11 protein-coding genes and 1 pseudogene are annotated in these 17,585 nt (G+C 66.4%); 2 read left to right on the top strand and 10 right to left on the bottom strand.

Going from position 1 to position 17,585, the window contains the following annotated elements; genetic code table 11:
• The first annotated feature begins 84 nt into the window (after window positions 1–84).
• Window positions 85–1,011 carry a metalloregulator ArsR/SmtB family transcription factor gene (locus IPG63_14615; protein ID MBK6728444.1) on the top strand — a complete coding sequence of 309 codons (927 nt, stop codon included), beginning with the start codon at window positions 85–87 and terminating at the stop codon, window positions 1,009–1,011.
• Window positions 1,008–4,856 carry a methionine synthase gene (gene metH / locus IPG63_14610; protein ID MBK6728443.1) on the top strand — a complete coding sequence of 1,283 codons (3,849 nt, stop codon included), beginning with the start codon at window positions 1,008–1,010 and terminating at the stop codon, window positions 4,854–4,856. The genes IPG63_14615 and metH overlap by 4 nt, the downstream gene beginning before the upstream one ends.
• A 57-nt stretch (window positions 4,857–4,913) precedes the next feature.
• Here the strand turns inward: metH and IPG63_14605 are convergent, their stop codons facing one another.
• The 10 genes and pseudogenes from IPG63_14605 to IPG63_14560 all read right to left on the bottom strand — a co-directional run bounded on the left by IPG63_14605 (window position 4,914) and on the right by IPG63_14560 (window position 17,554).
• The gene (locus tag IPG63_14605; protein ID MBK6728442.1) at window positions 4,914–5,606 is read right to left on the bottom strand and encodes a hypothetical protein; all 693 of its coding nucleotides are present in this window, start codon (window positions 5,604–5,606) and stop codon (window positions 4,914–4,916) included.
• Window positions 5,607–6,290: 684 nt separating this feature from the next.
• The gene (locus IPG63_14600; protein ID MBK6728441.1) at window positions 6,291–7,538 is read right to left on the bottom strand and encodes a hypothetical protein; all 1,248 of its coding nucleotides are present in this window, start codon (window positions 7,536–7,538) and stop codon (window positions 6,291–6,293) included.
• Between the two features lie 134 nt (window positions 7,539–7,672).
• Window positions 7,673–8,734 (bottom strand): nucleotidyltransferase domain-containing protein, encoded by a 1,062-nt coding sequence (locus IPG63_14595; GenBank protein MBK6728440.1) that lies wholly within the window; start codon window positions 8,732–8,734, stop codon window positions 7,673–7,675.
• Window positions 8,735–8,977: 243 nt separating this feature from the next.
• Entirely contained in the window at window positions 8,978–10,723 is a 1,746-nt protein-coding gene (locus tag IPG63_14590; GenBank protein ID MBK6728439.1) for an ABC transporter ATP-binding protein, read from the bottom strand.
• 88 nt (window positions 10,724–10,811) lie between these two features.
• Window positions 10,812–11,300, bottom strand: a complete 489-nt coding sequence (locus IPG63_14585) for a cytochrome c5 family protein (protein ID MBK6728438.1) — start codon at window positions 11,298–11,300, stop codon at window positions 10,812–10,814.
• 31 nt (window positions 11,301–11,331) lie between these two features.
• A pseudogene (locus IPG63_14580) lies at window positions 11,332–13,280 on the bottom strand (cytochrome b N-terminal domain-containing protein).
• On the bottom strand, window positions 13,277–14,692 hold the full coding sequence (locus IPG63_14575; GenBank protein MBK6728437.1) for a cbb3-type cytochrome c oxidase subunit I: 1,416 nt from the start codon (window positions 14,690–14,692) through the stop codon (window positions 13,277–13,279). The pseudogene IPG63_14580 and the gene IPG63_14575 overlap by 4 nt, the downstream one beginning before the upstream one ends.
• The gene (locus IPG63_14570) at window positions 14,689–15,195 is read right to left on the bottom strand and encodes a hypothetical protein (protein MBK6728436.1); all 507 of its coding nucleotides are present in this window, start codon (window positions 15,193–15,195) and stop codon (window positions 14,689–14,691) included. The genes IPG63_14575 and IPG63_14570 overlap by 4 nt, the downstream gene beginning before the upstream one ends.
• The gene (locus IPG63_14565; GenBank protein MBK6728435.1) at window positions 15,192–16,790 is read right to left on the bottom strand and encodes a hydrogenase iron-sulfur subunit; all 1,599 of its coding nucleotides are present in this window, start codon (window positions 16,788–16,790) and stop codon (window positions 15,192–15,194) included. Before IPG63_14565 ends, IPG63_14570 begins: the two co-directional genes overlap by 4 nt.
• Window positions 16,742–17,554, bottom strand: a complete 813-nt coding sequence (locus IPG63_14560) for an SCO family protein (GenBank protein ID MBK6728434.1) — start codon at window positions 17,552–17,554, stop codon at window positions 16,742–16,744. Before IPG63_14560 ends, IPG63_14565 begins: the two co-directional genes overlap by 49 nt.
• Window positions 17,555–17,585 lie beyond the last annotated feature (31 nt).

Below are 17,585 nucleotides of genomic sequence, written 5' to 3'. Positions count from 1 at the left end.
ATGGTGCGCAATTCTCCTGCGATTGACCTCCCGCACGCGGCGCTCTACCGTGTCGCATCTTTATATCGCGATACAACGATAAACATGGATCTGACCGCTCTCTCCAGCCTGTTCCGGACCCTGTCCGACGCCACCCGGGTGCGCCTGCTGGTGCTGCTCGAGGCCGAGGAGTTGACCGTTGCCGAACTGGCCGCGATCACCCAGCTGGCGCAGCCGCGCGTGTCGACGCACCTGGCCAAGCTCAAGGAACTTGACCTGGTGCGCGACCGCCGCGCCGGCGTCTCTGCGTACTACCGTTTCAATGCCGAGATCGACGATCGCCACGCGCAGTTGTGGCGCACGATGCGCAGCGCCATCGACGACTCGGTGCTCGAAGACGACGCGCGCCGCTTGCCGGCGGTGCTGGCCAAGCGCGCCAAGTCCGAAGGCTGGTCCGACGCGGTGGCCGGCGACATGGAACGCCATTACTCGCCCGGACGAACGTGGGAAGCGCTGGCGCGCGGCGTCATGCATCTGGTCGAACTCGGCGACGTGCTCGATGTCGCCTCCGGCGACGGCGTGCTCGCCGAATTGCTGGCGCCGCATGCGAAGTCCATCCTCTGCGTCGATGCCAGCGAGCGCGTGATCAGTTCGGCGCGCGAACGCCTGAGGCCGCTGCGCCACGTCCGCGTCGAGCATGGCGACATGCACGCACTCGACCTGCCCGATGCCAGGTTCGACCTGGTGTTGCTGATGCATGCCCTCACCTACTCCGAACAGCCCGCCGTCGCGGTGCGCGAAGCTGCGCGCGTACTGCGTCCGGGCGGTCGGCTGCTGGCGCTGACGCTGAACCGGCACGCGCACAAAGCCGCGGCCGAGGAGTTCGATCACTGCAATCTCGGATTCACCGTCGATGAATTGCGCAAGCTCGCAAAGAAAGCGGGTCTTGAGGTCATCGACTGCGAAGTCAGCTCGCGCGAGAAGCGCGCGCCGAACTTCGAAGTGCTCACGCTGCTGGCGCGCAAGGCATGACGGTCCTGCCCTGGTTACATCCATCGCGTGTCGCGGCGCTCGAAGCCGCGCTGGTCCATCGCATCCTGATCCTCGACGGCGCGATGGGCACAATGCTGCAGCGGCATGCACTCGACGAGGCCGGCTTTCGCGGCGACCGCTTCCTCGCCGGACACGCCTGTGGCGGTGCCTGCGCGGCGCATGGGCCGCACGATCACGCCCAGAAGGACCTCAAGGGCAACAACGACCTGCTCTCGCTGACCCAGCCACAACTGATCCGCGACGTGCATCGCCAGTACCTCGAAGCCGGTGCCGACCTGCTCGAAACCAACACTTTCAACGCCACGCGGGTTTCCCAGTCCGACTACGAACTCGAACGCATCGTCTACGAATTGAACCGCGAAGGCGCGCGCCTGGCGCGGCTTGAATGCGACGCGATGGAAGCGCGAACGCCAGCGCAGCCACGCTTCGTCGTCGGCGTACTCGGCCCGACCAGCCGCACTGCATCGCTGTCGCCAGACGTGAACAACCCCGGCTTCCGCAACATCGATTTCGACGCCCTGGTCGCGACCTATCGCGAAGCCGCAGACGGGCTGATCGACGGCGGTTCCGACGCGATCATGGTCGAGACCATCTTCGACACCCTGAACGCCAAGGCCGCGCTGTTCGCACTCGATGAAGTGTTTGCCGCGCGCGGCGCGCGCCTGCCGCTGATGATCTCGGGGACCATCACCGACCGCTCCGGCCGCACCCTCAGCGGCCAGACCGCCGAGGCCTTCTGGTACTCGGTGCGCCACGCGAAACCGCTGTCGATCGGCTTCAACTGCGCACTCGGCGCCAAGGACCTGCGCGTCCATCTCGACGTGTTGTCCGAGATCGCCGACACCCATGTCAGCACGCATCCAAACGCTGGTCTGCCGAATGCATTTGGTGGCTATGACGAGACGCCGGAAGACATGGCTGCGGTGCTCGGCGAGTTCGCGCGCGCCGGCCTCTTGAACATCGTCGGCGGCTGCTGCGGCACCACGCCCGAACACATCGCCGCGATCGCGGCCGCGGTGCGCGGTGTCGCACCGCGCGCACTGGCCACGCCAGCGCCGTACACGCGTCTGGCGGGGCTCGAACCGTTCGTGATCACGCCGACCACCAACTTCGTGAACGTCGGCGAGCGTACCAATGTCACCGGCTCGGCGCAGTTCCGCAAGCTGATCAAGGAAGACCGCTACGACGAAGCGCTCGTCGTCGCGCGCCAGCAGGTCGAGAGCGGCGCCCAGATCATCGACGTGAACATGGACGAGGGTCTGCTCGACTCCAAGGCGGCGATGCAGAAGTTTCTGTACCTGATCGCTTCCGAGCCGGACATCGCGCGCGTGCCGGTGATGATCGACTCGTCCAAGTGGGAAGTGATCGAGGCCGGCCTGAAGTGCGTGCAAGGCAAGGCCATCGTCAATTCGATCTCGCTCAAGGAAGGTGAAGCCGCCTTCCTCGAGCAGGCCCGCAAAGTGCAGCGCTACGGCGCGGCGGTGGTGGTGATGGCCTTCGACGAGACCGGCCAGGCCGACACCATGGATCGCAAGGTCGAGATCCTGGCGCGCGCTCACTCGCTGCTGGTGAACGAGGTCGGCTTCGCGTCCGAGGACATCGTCTTCGACCCGAACGTGTTCGCGATCGCCACCGGCATCGACGAGCACAGTGCCTACGGCATCGACTTCATCGAGGCGACACGTGCGCTCAAGCAGCGTTTTCCGCTCGCGCATGTCTCGGGTGGCGTCTCGAATGTCAGCTTCTCGTTTCGCGGCAACAACCACACCCGCGAAGCCATCCACGCCGTGTTCCTGTACCACGCCATCCATGCCGGCATGGACATGGGCATCGTCAACGCCGGCGCGCTGCCGCTGTATGACGATCTCGATGCCGAGTTGCGCGACCGCGTCGAGGACGTGGTGCTGAACCGACGCGCCGACGGCACCGAACGCCTGATCGAGATCGCCGAACGCTTCAAGGGCAAGAAGTCCGAGAACGGCGACAACGGTGCCGCCCTGGCTTGGCGCGAGGCGCCGGTCGCGGAACGACTCAAGCATGCGCTGGTGCACGGCATCGACGCCTTCGTCGAACTCGACACGGAAGAAGCGCGGCTGGCGACGACGCGGCCGCTGGATGTGATCGAAGGGCCGCTGATGGCCGGCATGAACGTGGTTGGCGACCTGTTCGGTGCCGGAAAGATGTTCCTGCCGCAAGTCGTGAAGTCGGCGCGGGTGATGAAACGCGCGGTCGCACACCTGATCCCCTACATCGAGGAAGAAAAAGCGCGCAGCGGTCAGACGCACCGGTCGAACGGCAAGATCGTCATCGCCACGGTCAAGGGCGACGTGCACGACATCGGCAAGAATATCGTCGCCGTTGTCCTTCGCTGCAACAACTTCGAGGTCGTCGATCTCGGCGTGATGGTCGCTGCCCAACACATCCTCGACGCCGCGCGCGCCGAGAATGCCGACATCATCGGCCTGTCCGGCCTGATCACGCCCTCGCTCGACGAGATGGCGCACATGGCGCGCGAGATGAAGCGCCAGGGATTCAGCCAGCCGTTGTTGATCGGTGGCGCAACCACGTCGCGTGCACACACCGCGCTGAAGATCGCGCCGCACCTCGCCTCGCCAGTGGCGTGGGTGAAGGATGCATCGCGCGCGGTCGGTGTCGCGCAGTCACTGATGAGCCCGGAACTGCGCGCCGACTTCGTCGCCAAGACCGAAGCCGACTACGCCGACGTGCGCGCGCGCCATGCCAATCGCGGCGACGCCAAGCGCCTGGTCTCGATCGACGCCGCGCGCCGCCAGGCCTTCAAGCCGGGCGAACATGTGCCGGAGGCGCCGAAGCAACCTGGCATCACGGTGTTCGAGGACTGGCCGCTGGCCGAACTCGTGCCCTTCATCGACTGGACTCCATTCTTCCAGACCTGGGAACTGGCTGGCCGTTATCCGGCCATCCTCGACGATGCCATCGTCGGCGTAGAGGCAACCAAGCTGTTCGCGGATGCGCGCGCGATGCTCGACACCATCGTGCGCGAGCGCTGGCTGCAGGCCAGAGCCGTGGTCGGCATCTGGCCAGCGCATCGCGTGGGCGATGACGTATTGGTGCAACATGCTCGCGATGTAGGAGCGGCCCCGGCCGCGACCGTCGACGCCGCGACGCCGGATTGTCGCCGTACCGCGTCATCGGTCGCGGCCGGGGCCGCTCCTACGTCGCAGGTCCACACGACCTTGCGCTTCCTGCGCCAACAGGTCGACAAACCGGTCGAACGCCCGGACTTCTGCCTGGCCGATTTCATCCACGACGCGAGTGGGCCACCGGACTGGATCGGTGCGTTCGCGGTCACTGCCGGCCTCGGCATCGAGTCACATATCGCGCGCTTCGAGGCGCAGCACGACGACTACAACGCGATCCTGCTCAAGGCGCTCGCCGATCGCCTCGCCGAAGCGCTGGCCGAAGCCCTGCATCGCAAGGTGCGGCGCGAACTCTGGGGCTATGCGGCGGACGAGTCGCTCGACAACGATGCGCTGATCGCCGAGCACTACCGCGGCATCCGCCCTGCCCCGGGTTACCCGGCCTGCCCCGACCACAGCGAAAAGGCGACGCTGTTCCGTCTGCTCGACGCCGAACGCAACGCCGGCGTGAAGCTGACCGAGAACTTCGCGATGTACCCGACCGCGGCCGTCAGCGGCTACTACTTCGCGCATCCGCAGAGCCAGTATTTCGTGGTCGGCCGCGTCTCGAGGGAACAGGTCGAGGACTACGCCAAGCGCAAAGGCTGGACCCTCGAACAAGCCGAACGCTGGCTCGCCCCGAACCTCGACTACGATCCCGAGTAGGAGCGCCGCGTGCGGCGCGATGCCGACCCACGATATCGCGACGTTCAGCGCGCCCGTCTACTCGAACCCATCGCTGAATATTGCGTAGAGCAGTTCCTCCTCGATGGCGACGAAGACATCGGTGTGGGTGTTGCCGTCGCCGGGGTCGAGGTCGGATGCGTCCGAGTCGAATACCAGCACGTCGCCGTTGTCGCTGAGGTCGGTCAGGTCGCCGGAGATGTTGTTGCCATTCGCGTTCGCCGGTGTGCTGCTGAGTCGGAAGCTGGCACCGTCGCTGCCCTGCACGAACCAGGCTTGCCGCGAGACGCCGCCGAGGCTGCTCTCGCACTGCATGACGATGTCGGCATCGTTGCTGACCTGCGGCTCCTGGCACACCGTCGCGGTCGGCGGCGCCGGAATGTTGACGGTCGTGTTGAGCTGACGGTCGCGCAGGAACACCATGCTGGTGCCGGCCTGCAGCGAACGGAACGCAACATAGCGGGCGTTCGGCGAGATCGAAGGCTGGTCGGACGAAGAAGTGAGCGGCGTGCCGTTGCTGGCGCGACTGAGCAAGGTGGTCGTCCCTGCAGTGCGGTCGCGCAGGTACACGTCTTCCAGGTTTCCAGGGTGGGCGCCATCGAGTTCGGCATCGGCGGAGAACACGACATAACGCCCATCGTTCGACAGTGCGTTGTTGGAAAGCGCGCGACTGTAGCCGGGGATCTGCGCTTCGCTCGAGGTCACGCTGATGCGTTCGATCGGCCCCAGCATCGGAAACGTCGACGTCGACGACGAAAATGTCCGGCGCACCATTGGTATCTGCGGCCACCAGGTTCGATGCATCCGACCAGAACACGACAACGCGGCCATCGCCGGAAATCGAGGCATGACGCGACGCCCCGTTTGGCGCCTGGCCACCCATGCCGCGACTGACCAGCTGCGTCTCGAACCCGATTTCGTCCTGCGGCAGCGAGATCTGGTAACTGACATAGACGTCGCTGAAGCCGCCCTGTGTGCCACCAAGATTGGTTGCCAAGGTCTCGAACGCGACCACCGTTCCGCTGTTCGATGCCGATGGCGAGTAGGTATTGCCATTACCGAGCCACGGCAGCGCCAAGGCCAGCGACAGATTGGCCGGCGTCGCCGCAGCCATGTCGGCGCGATACAGATTCAGCGCGCCATTCGAGACGACGCCAAGGTTGTTCGACGAAGACACGAAGAAGAGAAAGCGGCCGTCCCCAGACACCGCCGGATAACTGGTTCCAGCGACGGGTTCCGCGCTCGTCACCGGATTCAGGATTCGCCCCGCCAGGATCGGGTCTGCACCCGCGACACTGCTCCAACCGAGCCACAAGCAACCGACACACGCACACAACCTCGCACCAACCATTGCCATCTCCCGTGGACTGCGCGCTGTGTACGCAGAACGGAGGGGAGAACTGTCAGTTGGCGCCGCTACGGTGCAGTGGCCGCGTCGCATGCGACCACCGCGTTGCCCTCGAAGCCATCCGCGAACAGCGTCGAGATCGCTTCGAGATTGGGGAACGTCGAGCCGTCGCGCATCTGAGAGAGGGTCCAGAACATCATGCCTTTCATGCCGTGCTGGCCGACGTAGGCGGACTTCGCGACCATCGACCGCGGCGTCTCGTAGAAGATCAGGCTGACGTCCGCAGTGGTCGCGCAATTGCTCCAGAGCACGCAGTAGAGATCATCGACGGTGACCTGGACCGAGGTCGAAGCGGTGCGCCAGTAGGAGATCTTCTGCGCTTCGTCCCAGACCTCGGTGAACGCTCCCGGGTGCTCGGACAGCGTTTCGCTGAGCCACGACTGCGTGACCGCGTTGTCGGAGGCGATGCCTTCCCACTCGCCCGCCGCCGCACCGCTGCCGTCACTCGAATACGGAGTGACCGGCGCGAGGTTGTCGGCGTTGCTGTCGCCCCAAACCAGACCGAAGCCGCCGACCCCCATCACCAGCTTGCTCGTCGGCACGCCGGCGGCCTGCCAGCGTCCGCGTACGGTGTCGATCGAGTTGCTGTTGGCGCCGACCACGTAGAGTGGCGTCAGCGGTGAAGGCAGCGTCCAGCCGCCCCACTGCGGCACCGCGATGTAGGTCATCGGCATGAACGCATCGACCGCTGCCGCCGCCGGCGCGAGCGCTGCCGCGTCCTCGCCGGTGAACGCGGTCGGGATGGTGATGACCGCTTGCGGCCACGCCGTGCGCAGTGCCTGCGCGAGGCGGACCAACGCGGCGTAGTCGACGCCGTTCTCCCAGTCCAGATCGACCCCGGTGCAACCAAGCGGCTGGACCACGGCCTTGATGTTGGCGGCGAACGCGGCGACGCGCGCCGGCGTGGTCGCGTTGTTCCAGACGTTGCCCGGGTTCGACCCATCGCCGCCGAGCATGCAGGTGACCACACGCCCTGCCGCCGCACCTGCAGCCGAGTACGCCGCGGCCTCGGATGCAAAGGCGGCATCGCCGTACCAGTTCGGCGGCGCGACCGTGAAGTTCCCAGGCGGCCCCTCCTCCGGCAGCAGATAGCCCACGATCAGATGCGTGATCGAGTTCCACGGCACCGCTGCCGGCGGCACCTCCGACCACTGGTACAGCGGGTGGTAGACCGCAACCCACGGTTCGGCAGCAACCGATGGCGCAGCAGTTGCGAATGCGAGCGACAACAACATCGCGGAGACAGATCGGGCCACGGGCGTCCTCAACGGAATCGGCGAGCGATGCTAGCCAGTCGCGTGCGCACGCGGCTGAGACTCTGATCACGGCCGGCGGGTGCGCGATCGCGCGATTTCACGCCGTACGCGCCGCGGCCATGGGTGCACAAGCATCAGGGTGACCTTGACTTCGACCCGCCCAGCAAGGCCGCGTGCTCGGAAGCGACCGAACGCAATGCGCGCAGGCCTTCGTCGGCGCGCTTGCGCCAACCCGGGCCACGCCCACGCGCGTCGTGCCAGGCGGCGATCAGCGGATCAATGTCGTTGCTCGCGAAATACTCGATCAGCGATGCGGCCTGCGCCACATCCTTGGCGATCTTGGCGCGATAGGCCCCGCTGCGCTCGCCGACGATGAGCAACTTGTGCACGGCGTAGCGCGCGGGCGCCGGCAGGCTGACGACGACGCAGCGGCCGGTCTGCTCGAACAAGGTCGCCTGCTCAATGCCTTCGAGCGAAAATTCCATGAACCGAAGTGGCTGCAGCGCGACGTCGAGGTGCCCGACCTCGATGGGGTCGTCAGTACGACCGGTCTTCGGTGTCAGGAAGTCGACCTGGAACTCGGGCTCGTCCCTCTTGCGATAACTCGCGCCGGCTTGGCCGCGATACTGCACGAGCGGCAGGAAGCCTTCCTCCATCGTCGTCAGCGCGGCGTGCGGCGTCGAGTCGACATCGGCCGGCAAGGCAATCGAGACATTGCGGCCGGCATGCGCAAAATCGACATCCGCCGTCTGGTCGCAGCCGGCCCACTGCAATCCAAGCTGGTTCGCATACGCAAGAAACGCATGCGTGCCTACGAGCACGCCGCCGGCGCGGAAGAAGCCGAACTCGTTGAGGCGCAGGATCACCGACAGGTGCTTGCGCTGCACGGTGGCGTTGCCCAGTGATGCCGCACTCTTCGCCAGCGGCTTCAACGCCGCAATCGGCGCATTGGCCCTGGCGCGCTCGACCAGCGCACGCACTTCGGCAGAATCGGGCCCGACATAGATCTGTCGGATTCGCTGATCGGGCTCGCGAAACGCAAAATACCAATGCCGACTGCCACGCACGGTCTTGGTCGCGAAGCTCCCCTGCAGGTGCGACACATCCCGCGCCAACTCCAGCGCCATCGCCGCCGCATGCACCTGCGCATACGCCGTCGACGCCGACACCGAAAGCTCGCGATAGAACTTGGGCATGGCGCGTTATACAACACTTTTCAATTTGTTGTATAGCTCCATGCAAACGCGACCACCATCAGGAAAACCATCACCCAGCTGTCCCGCCGCTCGGCACGAATCAACGCACGCGTGTAGGCGAAGAGCTCAAGGGCAGGCGTAGCGACCACCAAGCATTGGATCGGGCCGACCAGAACCGTCAAGAACGCGCTGTGTCCCATGAACTATCGCTCGCACATCAATGGCAACCACCTCATCCAACTCTCACTCCCCCGTCTGCAACCGCCACAGCGCGGCGTAGGTGCCGTTGCTGGCGAGCAGTTGGTCGTGGGTGCCGGATTCGCGCAGGTGGCCCTGGTCGATGACGTGGATGCAGTCCGCGTGACTCACGGTCGAGAGGCGGTGGGCGACGACGATGGTGGTGCGGCCCTTGGAAACGTGGGCGAGCGAGCGCTGGATGGCGGCTTCGGTTTCGTTGTCGACGGCGGAGGTGGCTTCGTCGAGGATCAGGATGACCGGATCGCGATAGAGCGCACGCGCGAGCGCGATGCGTTGGCGTTGGCCGCCGGAGAGATTGGCGCCGCGTTCGCCGACGGCGCTCGCGTATCCATTCGGCAATGCGGCGATGAAGTCATGTGCTTCGGCCGCGCGTGCGGCGGCCTCGACGCGGGCGCGATCAGGTTCGCGTTCGCCGTAGGCGATGTTGTCGGCGATGCTGCCGTCCGTCAGGAACGGGTCTTGGGCAACGTAGCCGATGCGCTTGCGAAGCGCGACCGGATCGATCGCGGCGAGGTCGGCGCCATCGAGCAGGATGCGGCCGCTGGCCGGATCGTGGAAGCGCAGCAGCAGCTTGAGCAGCGTGCTCTTGCCGCTGCCGGTGCCGCCAACCAGTGCGATCGTCTGCCCGGCCGGCACCTCGAGACTGACGTCGATCAGCGTCGGTGTGTCGGCATAGGCGAAACCCACATGCTCGAAGCGCAGCGCGCCCTGCGGCCGCTGCGCGATTGCGGCGTCGCCGCGTCGGGCAATCGGTGTCTCCAGCAAGTCCATCACCCGATTCACCGAAGCCATCGCGCGCTGATAAAGGTCGGTCATGTCGGCGAGGCGTGTCAGCGGCCACAGCAGACGCTGGGTCAGGTACACCAGTGCCGAGTAGCTGCCGACGCCGATCTCGCCGCTCAGGGCGAGATGACCGCCATACAACAGGGTCGCGACGAAGCCGGCCAGGATCGCCATGCGGATCACCGGCGTGATCGCCGCCGATACGCGGATCGCGTCGGCATTGCGCGCGCGGAACTGCTCCGAGGCCGCGCGCACGTGTTCGCTCTCGAAGGCCTCGGCGGTATAGGCCTGGATCGTGGCCATGCCGCCGAGGTTGTTGTTGAGCCGGTTCGACACCACCGCTGCTGCATCGCGCGCCGCCGCATAGCGCGGATACAGCCGCCGCTGGAACCAGAATGCACCGAACAGGATCAGCGGGATCGGCAGCAGGGCCAGCACCGCAAGCTTGCTGGTGATCACGAAGAACACCGCGCCGACCATCAGCGACGAGCAGAACACCTGGATCAGGTCGTTCGCGCCGGTGTTGAGGAAACGCTCGATCTGGTTCACGTCCTCGTTCATCAGCGCCATCAGCTTGCCGCTGCGTTCGCGCGCGATGAAGTCCGGCGGCAGTTTCTGCACATGCGCATACGCCGCCTGGCGCAACTCGTGCTGCAGGTCCTGCGCCAGCCCGCGCCACTTCAGCGCGTACAGGTATTCGAACAGGGACTCGCAAACCCAGATCAGCACGGTCAACGCGACCAGCCACCACAACTGGGTCATCGGCTCGATGATGCCGAGCCCGGCCAGGAAACTCTGCTTCTGGTTCACGACAACATCGACCGCAACGCCGATCAGCAACTCCGGCAACACGTCGAAGAACTTGTTCAGCACCGAGAACATCGATGCCAGGCCGGCATTGCGGCGATACGGTCGCGCGAACGCGAACAGTCGGGTCAACGGGTGGATGGCGGGCCTCGGCATCAGTTCACGAGGCCGCCATTACAGCATGATGCGACTCGGATGCCGCGGCCGAAGCCGCGGCATCCGAGGTGGTTCACTTCGAGTGCTCGACCATGTAGGTCACGGCAGCCTTGACCTCGTCGTCGGACAGACCGACCGAGCCGCCCTTGGCCGGCATCATGCCCTTCTGGCCGGTGAAGCCCTTGATCGCATGCTCGAACAGCATCGCCTCGCCCTGCGCGGCGCGCGTCCCCCAGTCTGCGGCATCGCCGAACTTCGGCGCACCGGCGACACCGGCGCCGTGGCAGAGCACGCAGGCCTTCTTGTACACGGCTTCGCCATCGACCGTGGCCACGGCAGCCGGCGCGGCATCCACCGGAGCAGCGCCATCGGCAGGCGCAGCACCTTCGGCCGGGGCTGCGGTGGGATCGACAGCGGCAGGATCGGCAACTGGTGCCGGCTCGGCGGGTGCGGCAACCGGGGCCGGAGCAGCGGTGGCTTCGGCCGGCAGCGGCGCCGGGTCCTGCGGCTTGCAGGCGGCGAGCGAGGCAACGATCAGGAGCGCAAGGATCGACTTCTTCATGGAACTTTCCCTCAAGGATTGAATGAACGACTCAGGTTGCTGGATCAACACGATCCTGCCCGCCGGGCGCCTCCGTCGCGGTCCGGAAACCGGGCACGAACGCATCCGAAAAACAGGCATTTTCATCTAGGCCCTGCGCCAGCGCCGGTACCGCATTTTCAACCATTCGCACCGATCCGCAAACATAGACTTCGTGGCCGCGCAGGTCCGGGAAGTCGGCGAGCATGGCTTCGTGCACGAAACCGGTGCGACCCTGCCAGGCATCTTCCGGTGCCGGCTCGGACAGCACCGGCACGAAGCGGAAATTGGGGTGCTCGCTCGCCCAGCGTTCGGCCAGATCGCGCAGGTACAGGTCGGCTTTCTGACGCACGCCCCAATACAAGTGCATCGGCCGCTGTACGCCACGGTGGAAGGCGTCCTCGACGATGCTCTTGATCGGCGCAAACCCGGTGGCGCCGGCTACCAGCAGGATCGGCCGCTGACCGGCATGCAGGGTGAAGCGACCGACCGGCCCCTCGAAGCGCAGTTCGTCGCCCACCTGCATCGACTCGAATACGCGCGTGGTGAAGCGCCCACCCGGCACCAGACGAACGTGCAACTCGATCTGCGCGTTGTCGTGCGGCGCCGAAGCGAATGAGAACGCGCGCTTCTCGCCGTCTTCGAGCAGGATGTTGATGTACTGGCCAGCGGCGAAGTCGATGCGCTTGCCCGCGGGCAGGGACAGCTGCATGCGGATCACGTCCGCGTTCAACCGTTCCATGCGTTCGACGCGACCGCTGTACACGGCCACCGTGTCCGCCACGCCCGGCCGCAAAGATTCCACCGGCACATCAATCTCGACGTCCTCCAGCGGCGTTGCCATGCACATCAGCGTCTTGCCGGCGGCGCGCATGGCGTCGGTCAGCACCGCGGGCTGGTAGGCGCCGTGCTCGACGCGACCATTCAGCACGCTGCACACGCAGACGCCACAGCCGCCATTGCGGCAGTCGTAGGGCAAGGCCAGGCCGGCGCGCAGCCCGGCGTCGAGCAGGGTCTCGCCCGGCTTGGCTCCCACATGCTGGTCACCGGGATGGAACGCCAGCTGGAATTCGCGCTGGCCGCCGGCACGACGCCAGGGCAGCCAGGGCAGCGCGCGAGCAGCAGCAGCGTGCCGACGATCACCACCGCCCAGGCGGTCTGCGGCGAGGTGCGATACATCAGCGGCAACACCGGCAGGAACACCCAGTCCAGGCGCACGGCATCGATCGCGCGTGTCAAATCGGCCATGCCGCCGGGATGGCTCAGCACCGGCAGCAGCAATGCCAGCGCCAGCAGCGTCAGCAGCAGGCTCAGCGCGATCGGACGCGGCGGCTGCGTGGCCGCCTTCGGCACGCGCTGCACGTGCACCCACATCAGCAGCAGGATCAGGAACGAAACGCCGATATGGATGAAGGCGAGCAGCGAGAAGAAGCGATCGGTCATGCTCGCCGGGTAGATGAAGTTGCGCATGATGGTGGCGCCGAACAGCGGCAGCGCGCTCATCCACTCGAACGCGCCGACGGTGACGAACTGGGCGTAGCGATCCCAGGGCAGCATGTAGCCATTGATGCCGACGATGTAGACCAGCCAGATCAATCCGACGCCAGACACCCACGAGAACCAGCGGAAACCGCGCAACCGGTCGAACGCAAAGTAGCGCAGCATGTGCAGCAGCATGATCACCACCATCGCGTCCGACGCGTAGCGATGCACGCTGCGCAGGATGCCGCCGGCAAACCACTGGCGATGCGTCAGCGACTCCACCGACGGATAGGCCGCAGCCACCGCGGTATCGAAGAATGCGTACAGATAAGTGCCGGTGATGGTCACCACCCAGAACAGGAAGAACGCGGTCGCGCCCAGATGATAGAGCGGGTTGAAGCGATCGCCGAAGGCGCGGTTGAACACGTCCTCGACCAGCATGAACCCGGAACGCAGTACCCGTTTCAGCAGCGCGATCATTGCCTGACTCCCGGTTGCACCGGCGCGCGCATCGCCCGGATCACCACCACGACGAACAACACGCCGCCGATGATCGCGACCAGGCCACCGAGGCCCATCACGCCCATCCCGGCAATCTCCGACTTGCTGCGCAGCACCTGCTCGGCGCCGGCCACCTTGCGCTGCACGCCGTAGCCACCGGACCACACCAGACCAAGAATGTGCAGCGTCTGCCCGATGGCGTACAGCACCGGCTGCCACCGCGCCATGCGCGAATCCGGCGCCGCATACCCGAGCCGCGGCAGCAGGAAATAGACCACACCCATCAGCGCCAGCGTCACCCCGACGATGCTGCCGTGGTAGTGCGCCGGGATGCGCACGTTGTTGCCGCTGATCAGCATGCCGATCACGCCGCCGAGCGCGAACACCGCCATCGACGACCAAAGCGCCGCGCGCAGCGGACGCTGTGCCGGGTCCAACGTCCGCAGCGGCCACATCGACAGCGTCACCGCCAGCATCACCGGCAGGATCGCCAGGCCGCCACCGATGCGCATCGCCATGGTCAACAGATTGCGGTGCTCGACCGAGGCGATGTCGTGCGCGAGATAGGCGTAGGGCGTCACGAACACGCTCGCCAGCGCCAGCAGGAACATCAGCACCACCAGCCGCGGGCTCAGCGCCACGCGTCCGCCACAGGCACCGGCCAACCACAGCCACGACAGCAGCATCAGGATGGTCCAGGCGAACTGCAGCGCGTGCCCGCCGCCCCAGAACAGCACTTCGTAGTAGGCCTTGCCTGCGAGTTGGCCCGGCATCACCAGGAACGACCACGCGAACGCGATCAGCGCGACCGCCAGCGCAACCATGCTGGCGTTGGCGCCGAACTGCAGCGCAGCGACCGCGGGCGCCGCGCGCGCGGGTCGCGGTGCCGCCGACAACGCATGCAGCACCATCAGCGTCGTTCCGCTCGCGAACACCAGCAGCGAACCCAGGAACACCGGTCCGTCGAGCACCGGGATGTAGTTGGCCATCAGCACTTCGCCACCACCGAGGAACGGCGCCAGCAGCATGCCTGCGGTGCCTGCGGCGCACAGCCAGGCTGCGCCTCGCGCCAACGCCAGCGCCACCGGGCGCAACTGCAGGCTGCAGATCATCCCGGCCATGGCCACGAACCAGACCAGCACCGACAGATCGACGTGCACCACCAGCGCGACGCGGAAGAAGTCGGCGACCGGGAACCACGACTGCAGCCCGGGCGTGCGCGACACCACCAGCAGGATCGAGAACAGGCCGGCACCGATCAGCGCGAACAGCCCGAGCCACAGCCAGGCGCGCGCCAGCGAACGCTGCGCATCGCCGAAGGCTTCGGGGAGATAGAGCGTGCCGGGCCGGGCTGCGCGCTCCTGCCCGTGCTCGACCAGGGGAGCGTTCATCGGATCGTGATCCCGCCCTGTTCGGCCGAGAAGTCGACCACGCGCACCTGCAACGGCTCGAACTGCACCAGGTCCTCGCGCTCGAAGTCGAAGCCTGCGGTGCGTGCGCTGTCGCGGATGCGCACCTGCACGCGATGCGCGCCGGCCGTCACCGGGATGCTGCGGTACACGCTCGCCGTGCCATCCCGCGACAGACCCGAAGGCGCGGCGGTCTGGCGATAGACGAGACTGCCGTCGAGATCAACCTCGACCGTGACTGGAGAACGTTCGCGCGGGCAGCGCGAGGGCGCACGCATGTTCGGTGGCAGCTTCGCCAACTCCTGCGGCGTCTGCTCGACGCAGGCCTGCAGACGCTGACCGTGGTGCAGGAAACTGACCTTGAGCAAGGCCTGGTCAGCGGCGAGCGGCCGGTATTCGGGCCATTGCGACAGTACGGCGATGGCCGCGGCGAATGCTGCGTACAGCACGATCTGGCCGATCCATCGGGCAGCTTGGGAACTCATCTGGCGGGGAACTCCACGGCGACTTGCGACCGGGCTTCCCCGGTGGTCTGCGCACGCAGTCTCGCGAGCGCTTCCGACACCGCAAGGATATCGCCTGGACCGGCAGCGACGCATGCAAACTTCTCGGTCGGAACCGTGGCACGCAACGCCGGCTCGCGTTCACGCGCCAGTCGCTCCGCAGTCCAGCGCTGACCCAGGCGGAACGCACAGCCGCCATCGCGACAAGTGACCACGACCACGCCGGCCGCGCCATCGCGCAGCGCGTATTCGATGAACGACGGTGGCAACATGCCGGTGCAGATCAGGCTGAAGGCGGCGACATCGTCGTGCTCCAACTTGCGCACCGATGCCCCGTGATCGCAGCCGAACACGACCAGCGCGCCCTTCGCGGAAGCCTGCCCGAGGCGTTCGCGCAACGCCCGACGCAGCGCGTCGATCGGCTGCTGCGGCATGTCGATGCCGGTGCGCAGATGCTGCATCGAACGAAACGGCGTCGACGACGGGCAGGAACCGACGCAGATGCCGCAGGACGCGCAGGCATCGGCATCGACCTCGGCCAGGGCGAAACCGCGCCGGGTCGGATGCGGCAGCATGCGGATCGCGTCGTACGGACAATCGGCCACACAACGCCGACAACCACTGCAATGCGCAGGATCCACTTCCGCCACCGCCGGAGCCGCCACCGGCGTGGCGCGCCAGAACGGCAGCAACAGCAACAACGCGAGCAAGCCGAGCGCGGCCAACCACACCGTCGTCGACGAGGTCGCCGTCACCAGCGGATGCACGAACAGCAAGATCCAGTCGTATGCCAGGACCTCGGGCACGCGCGCCAGGTCGGCCGGCGCATGGCTCAGCACCGGAGCCACCACGGCCAGGCCCAGCAGCAGCAACAGCATCGTCCACAGCATCGGTCGCGGCGGCCACACCGCCGCATGCGCCAGGCGGCGCACATGGAACCAGATGCCGAACACCATCAGCAACGGCACGCCGATGTGCACGAACACAAACAGCGAAAACAACCGGTCGCTGATCGAGGCAACGCCGAGAAAGTTGCGTGTGAAGGGAGACGCGAACAACGGCCACCAGTCCAGCCATTCGGCGGTGGCGATGGCCGAGTACTGGCCGAGCTGGTCCCAGTTCAGCCAGAAGCCGCCGATCGCGCTGACCGTGATCAGCGGCAGCAGCGCCACGCCGGTCCACCAGCTCGCGGCGCGGAAGTGCCGGAAGCGCCCGAAGCTCCACTCGCGCAGCAGGTGCAGCGTCGTCGTCAGCACCAGCACATCGGCGGCGTAGCGATGCATGCTGCGCAACAGCCCACCGAAGTACCACTGTTCGCGCGACAGCCGGTCGATCGACGCATGCGCGTCGTCCACCGAGGTGTCGATCATCGCGTACAGATAGACGCCGCTCGCGACCAGCACCCAGAACATCAGCAGCGCGATCGAGCCGAGGTGGCGCAGCGGATTCAGTCGCGGCGACGCCAGATCGAGCCGGTCCTCGCACCACGCCCACGCCGCCTGTACGCGCGACGGAGGCAGATGCGTGCTCACGCCGGCCGCTCCCGAGCGCGCCGCGCCTTGCGCTGGCTCCACCATTCCGCCAGCCCGAACCAGACCATGAACACGAAGAAGGTAACGCCACCGGCGATCTGCAGGATCAGGGTGTAGTCGGCCTTGTACTTGCCGGTGGTCGGATCGTAGACGGAACAGAAGATGCGCACGCGGTCGACGAAATCCGCGGCGTTGTGGGTGTCGGTGAGCAACATGCCGCGCAGCAGGCGCCGGATCGGCTCGCCCAGCACCTCGGCGCTGAAGTCGCCGTAGACCTGGCTGCGGATCGTGCCCTGCGCGTCGAGCAACGACACCTGCACGGTGTGGTCGAAACCCGAAGGGCTCGGGCGGAAGCGGAAGCCGTAGGCCTCGGTCATCGCGGCGACGTCTTCCTGGCGCGGACTCAGGAACTCCCAGTTGGCATCGCGGATGCGCAACTGCGCGGCGAAGGTTCGCATCGCCGTCGGCGAATCCTCGGGCTGGTTGAAGCCGATGCTGACGATGTTGAACTGGTCCGGACCGAAGCGCTCGCGCATCGCGCTCACGGCGTTTTGCAGATCACGGGTGCTGGTCGGGCAGACCTGGAAGCAGCCGGTGAAGACGAAGCTGACCACCAGCGGCTTGCCGCGGAACTGCGACAGCGACAGGGGCTGGCCATCGCGGTCGCTCAGAACGAAATCCGGCGGCGTGGTGCCGACGCGCGAACGGCTGAAAGCCAGTGCTTCGTCGATATCGATCGTTGGCCCGGCCGTCGCCGCCACCGCCAGCCCGCACCAGCCGAGCGTGGCGAGCAGCGCAAGCGCGCGCATCAGGAAGCTGGAGCACCCGTAACGCCGGACC

The sequence above is a fragment of the Lysobacterales bacterium genome (genome assembly GCA_016703225.1).
Classification (GTDB): Bacteria; Pseudomonadota; Gammaproteobacteria; order Xanthomonadales; family Ahniellaceae; genus JADKHK01.
The sequence above is the reverse complement of the archived record's forward strand: the minus strand, read 5'-3'. Positions and strand labels throughout refer to the sequence as shown.

Coding starts and splice junctions, on each gene's coding strand:
- IPG63_14615 (MBK6728444.1), top strand. CDS start 85: ATGGATCTGACCGCTCTCTCCAGCCTGTTCCGGACCCTGTCCGACGCC.
- metH (MBK6728443.1), top strand. CDS start 1,008: ATGACGGTCCTGCCCTGGTTACATCCATCGCGTGTCGCGGCGCTCGAA.
- IPG63_14605 (MBK6728442.1), bottom strand. CDS start 5,606: ATGCTGGGGCCGATCGAACGCATCAGCGTGACCTCGAGCGAAGCGCAG.
- IPG63_14595 (MBK6728440.1), bottom strand. CDS start 8,734: ATGCCCAAGTTCTATCGCGAGCTTTCGGTGTCGGCGTCGACGGCGTAT.
- IPG63_14585 (MBK6728438.1), bottom strand. CDS start 11,300: ATGAAGAAGTCGATCCTTGCGCTCCTGATCGTTGCCTCGCTCGCCGCC.
- IPG63_14575 (MBK6728437.1), bottom strand. CDS start 14,692: ATGAACGCTCCCCTGGTCGAGCACGGGCAGGAGCGCGCAGCCCGGCCC.
- IPG63_14570 (MBK6728436.1), bottom strand. CDS start 15,195: ATGAGTTCCCAAGCTGCCCGATGGATCGGCCAGATCGTGCTGTACGCA.
- IPG63_14565 (MBK6728435.1), bottom strand. CDS start 16,790: ATGGTGGAGCCAGCGCAAGGCGCGGCGCGCTCGGGAGCGGCCGGCGTG.
- IPG63_14560 (MBK6728434.1), bottom strand. CDS start 17,554: ATGCGCGCGCTTGCGCTGCTCGCCACGCTCGGCTGGTGCGGGCTGGCG.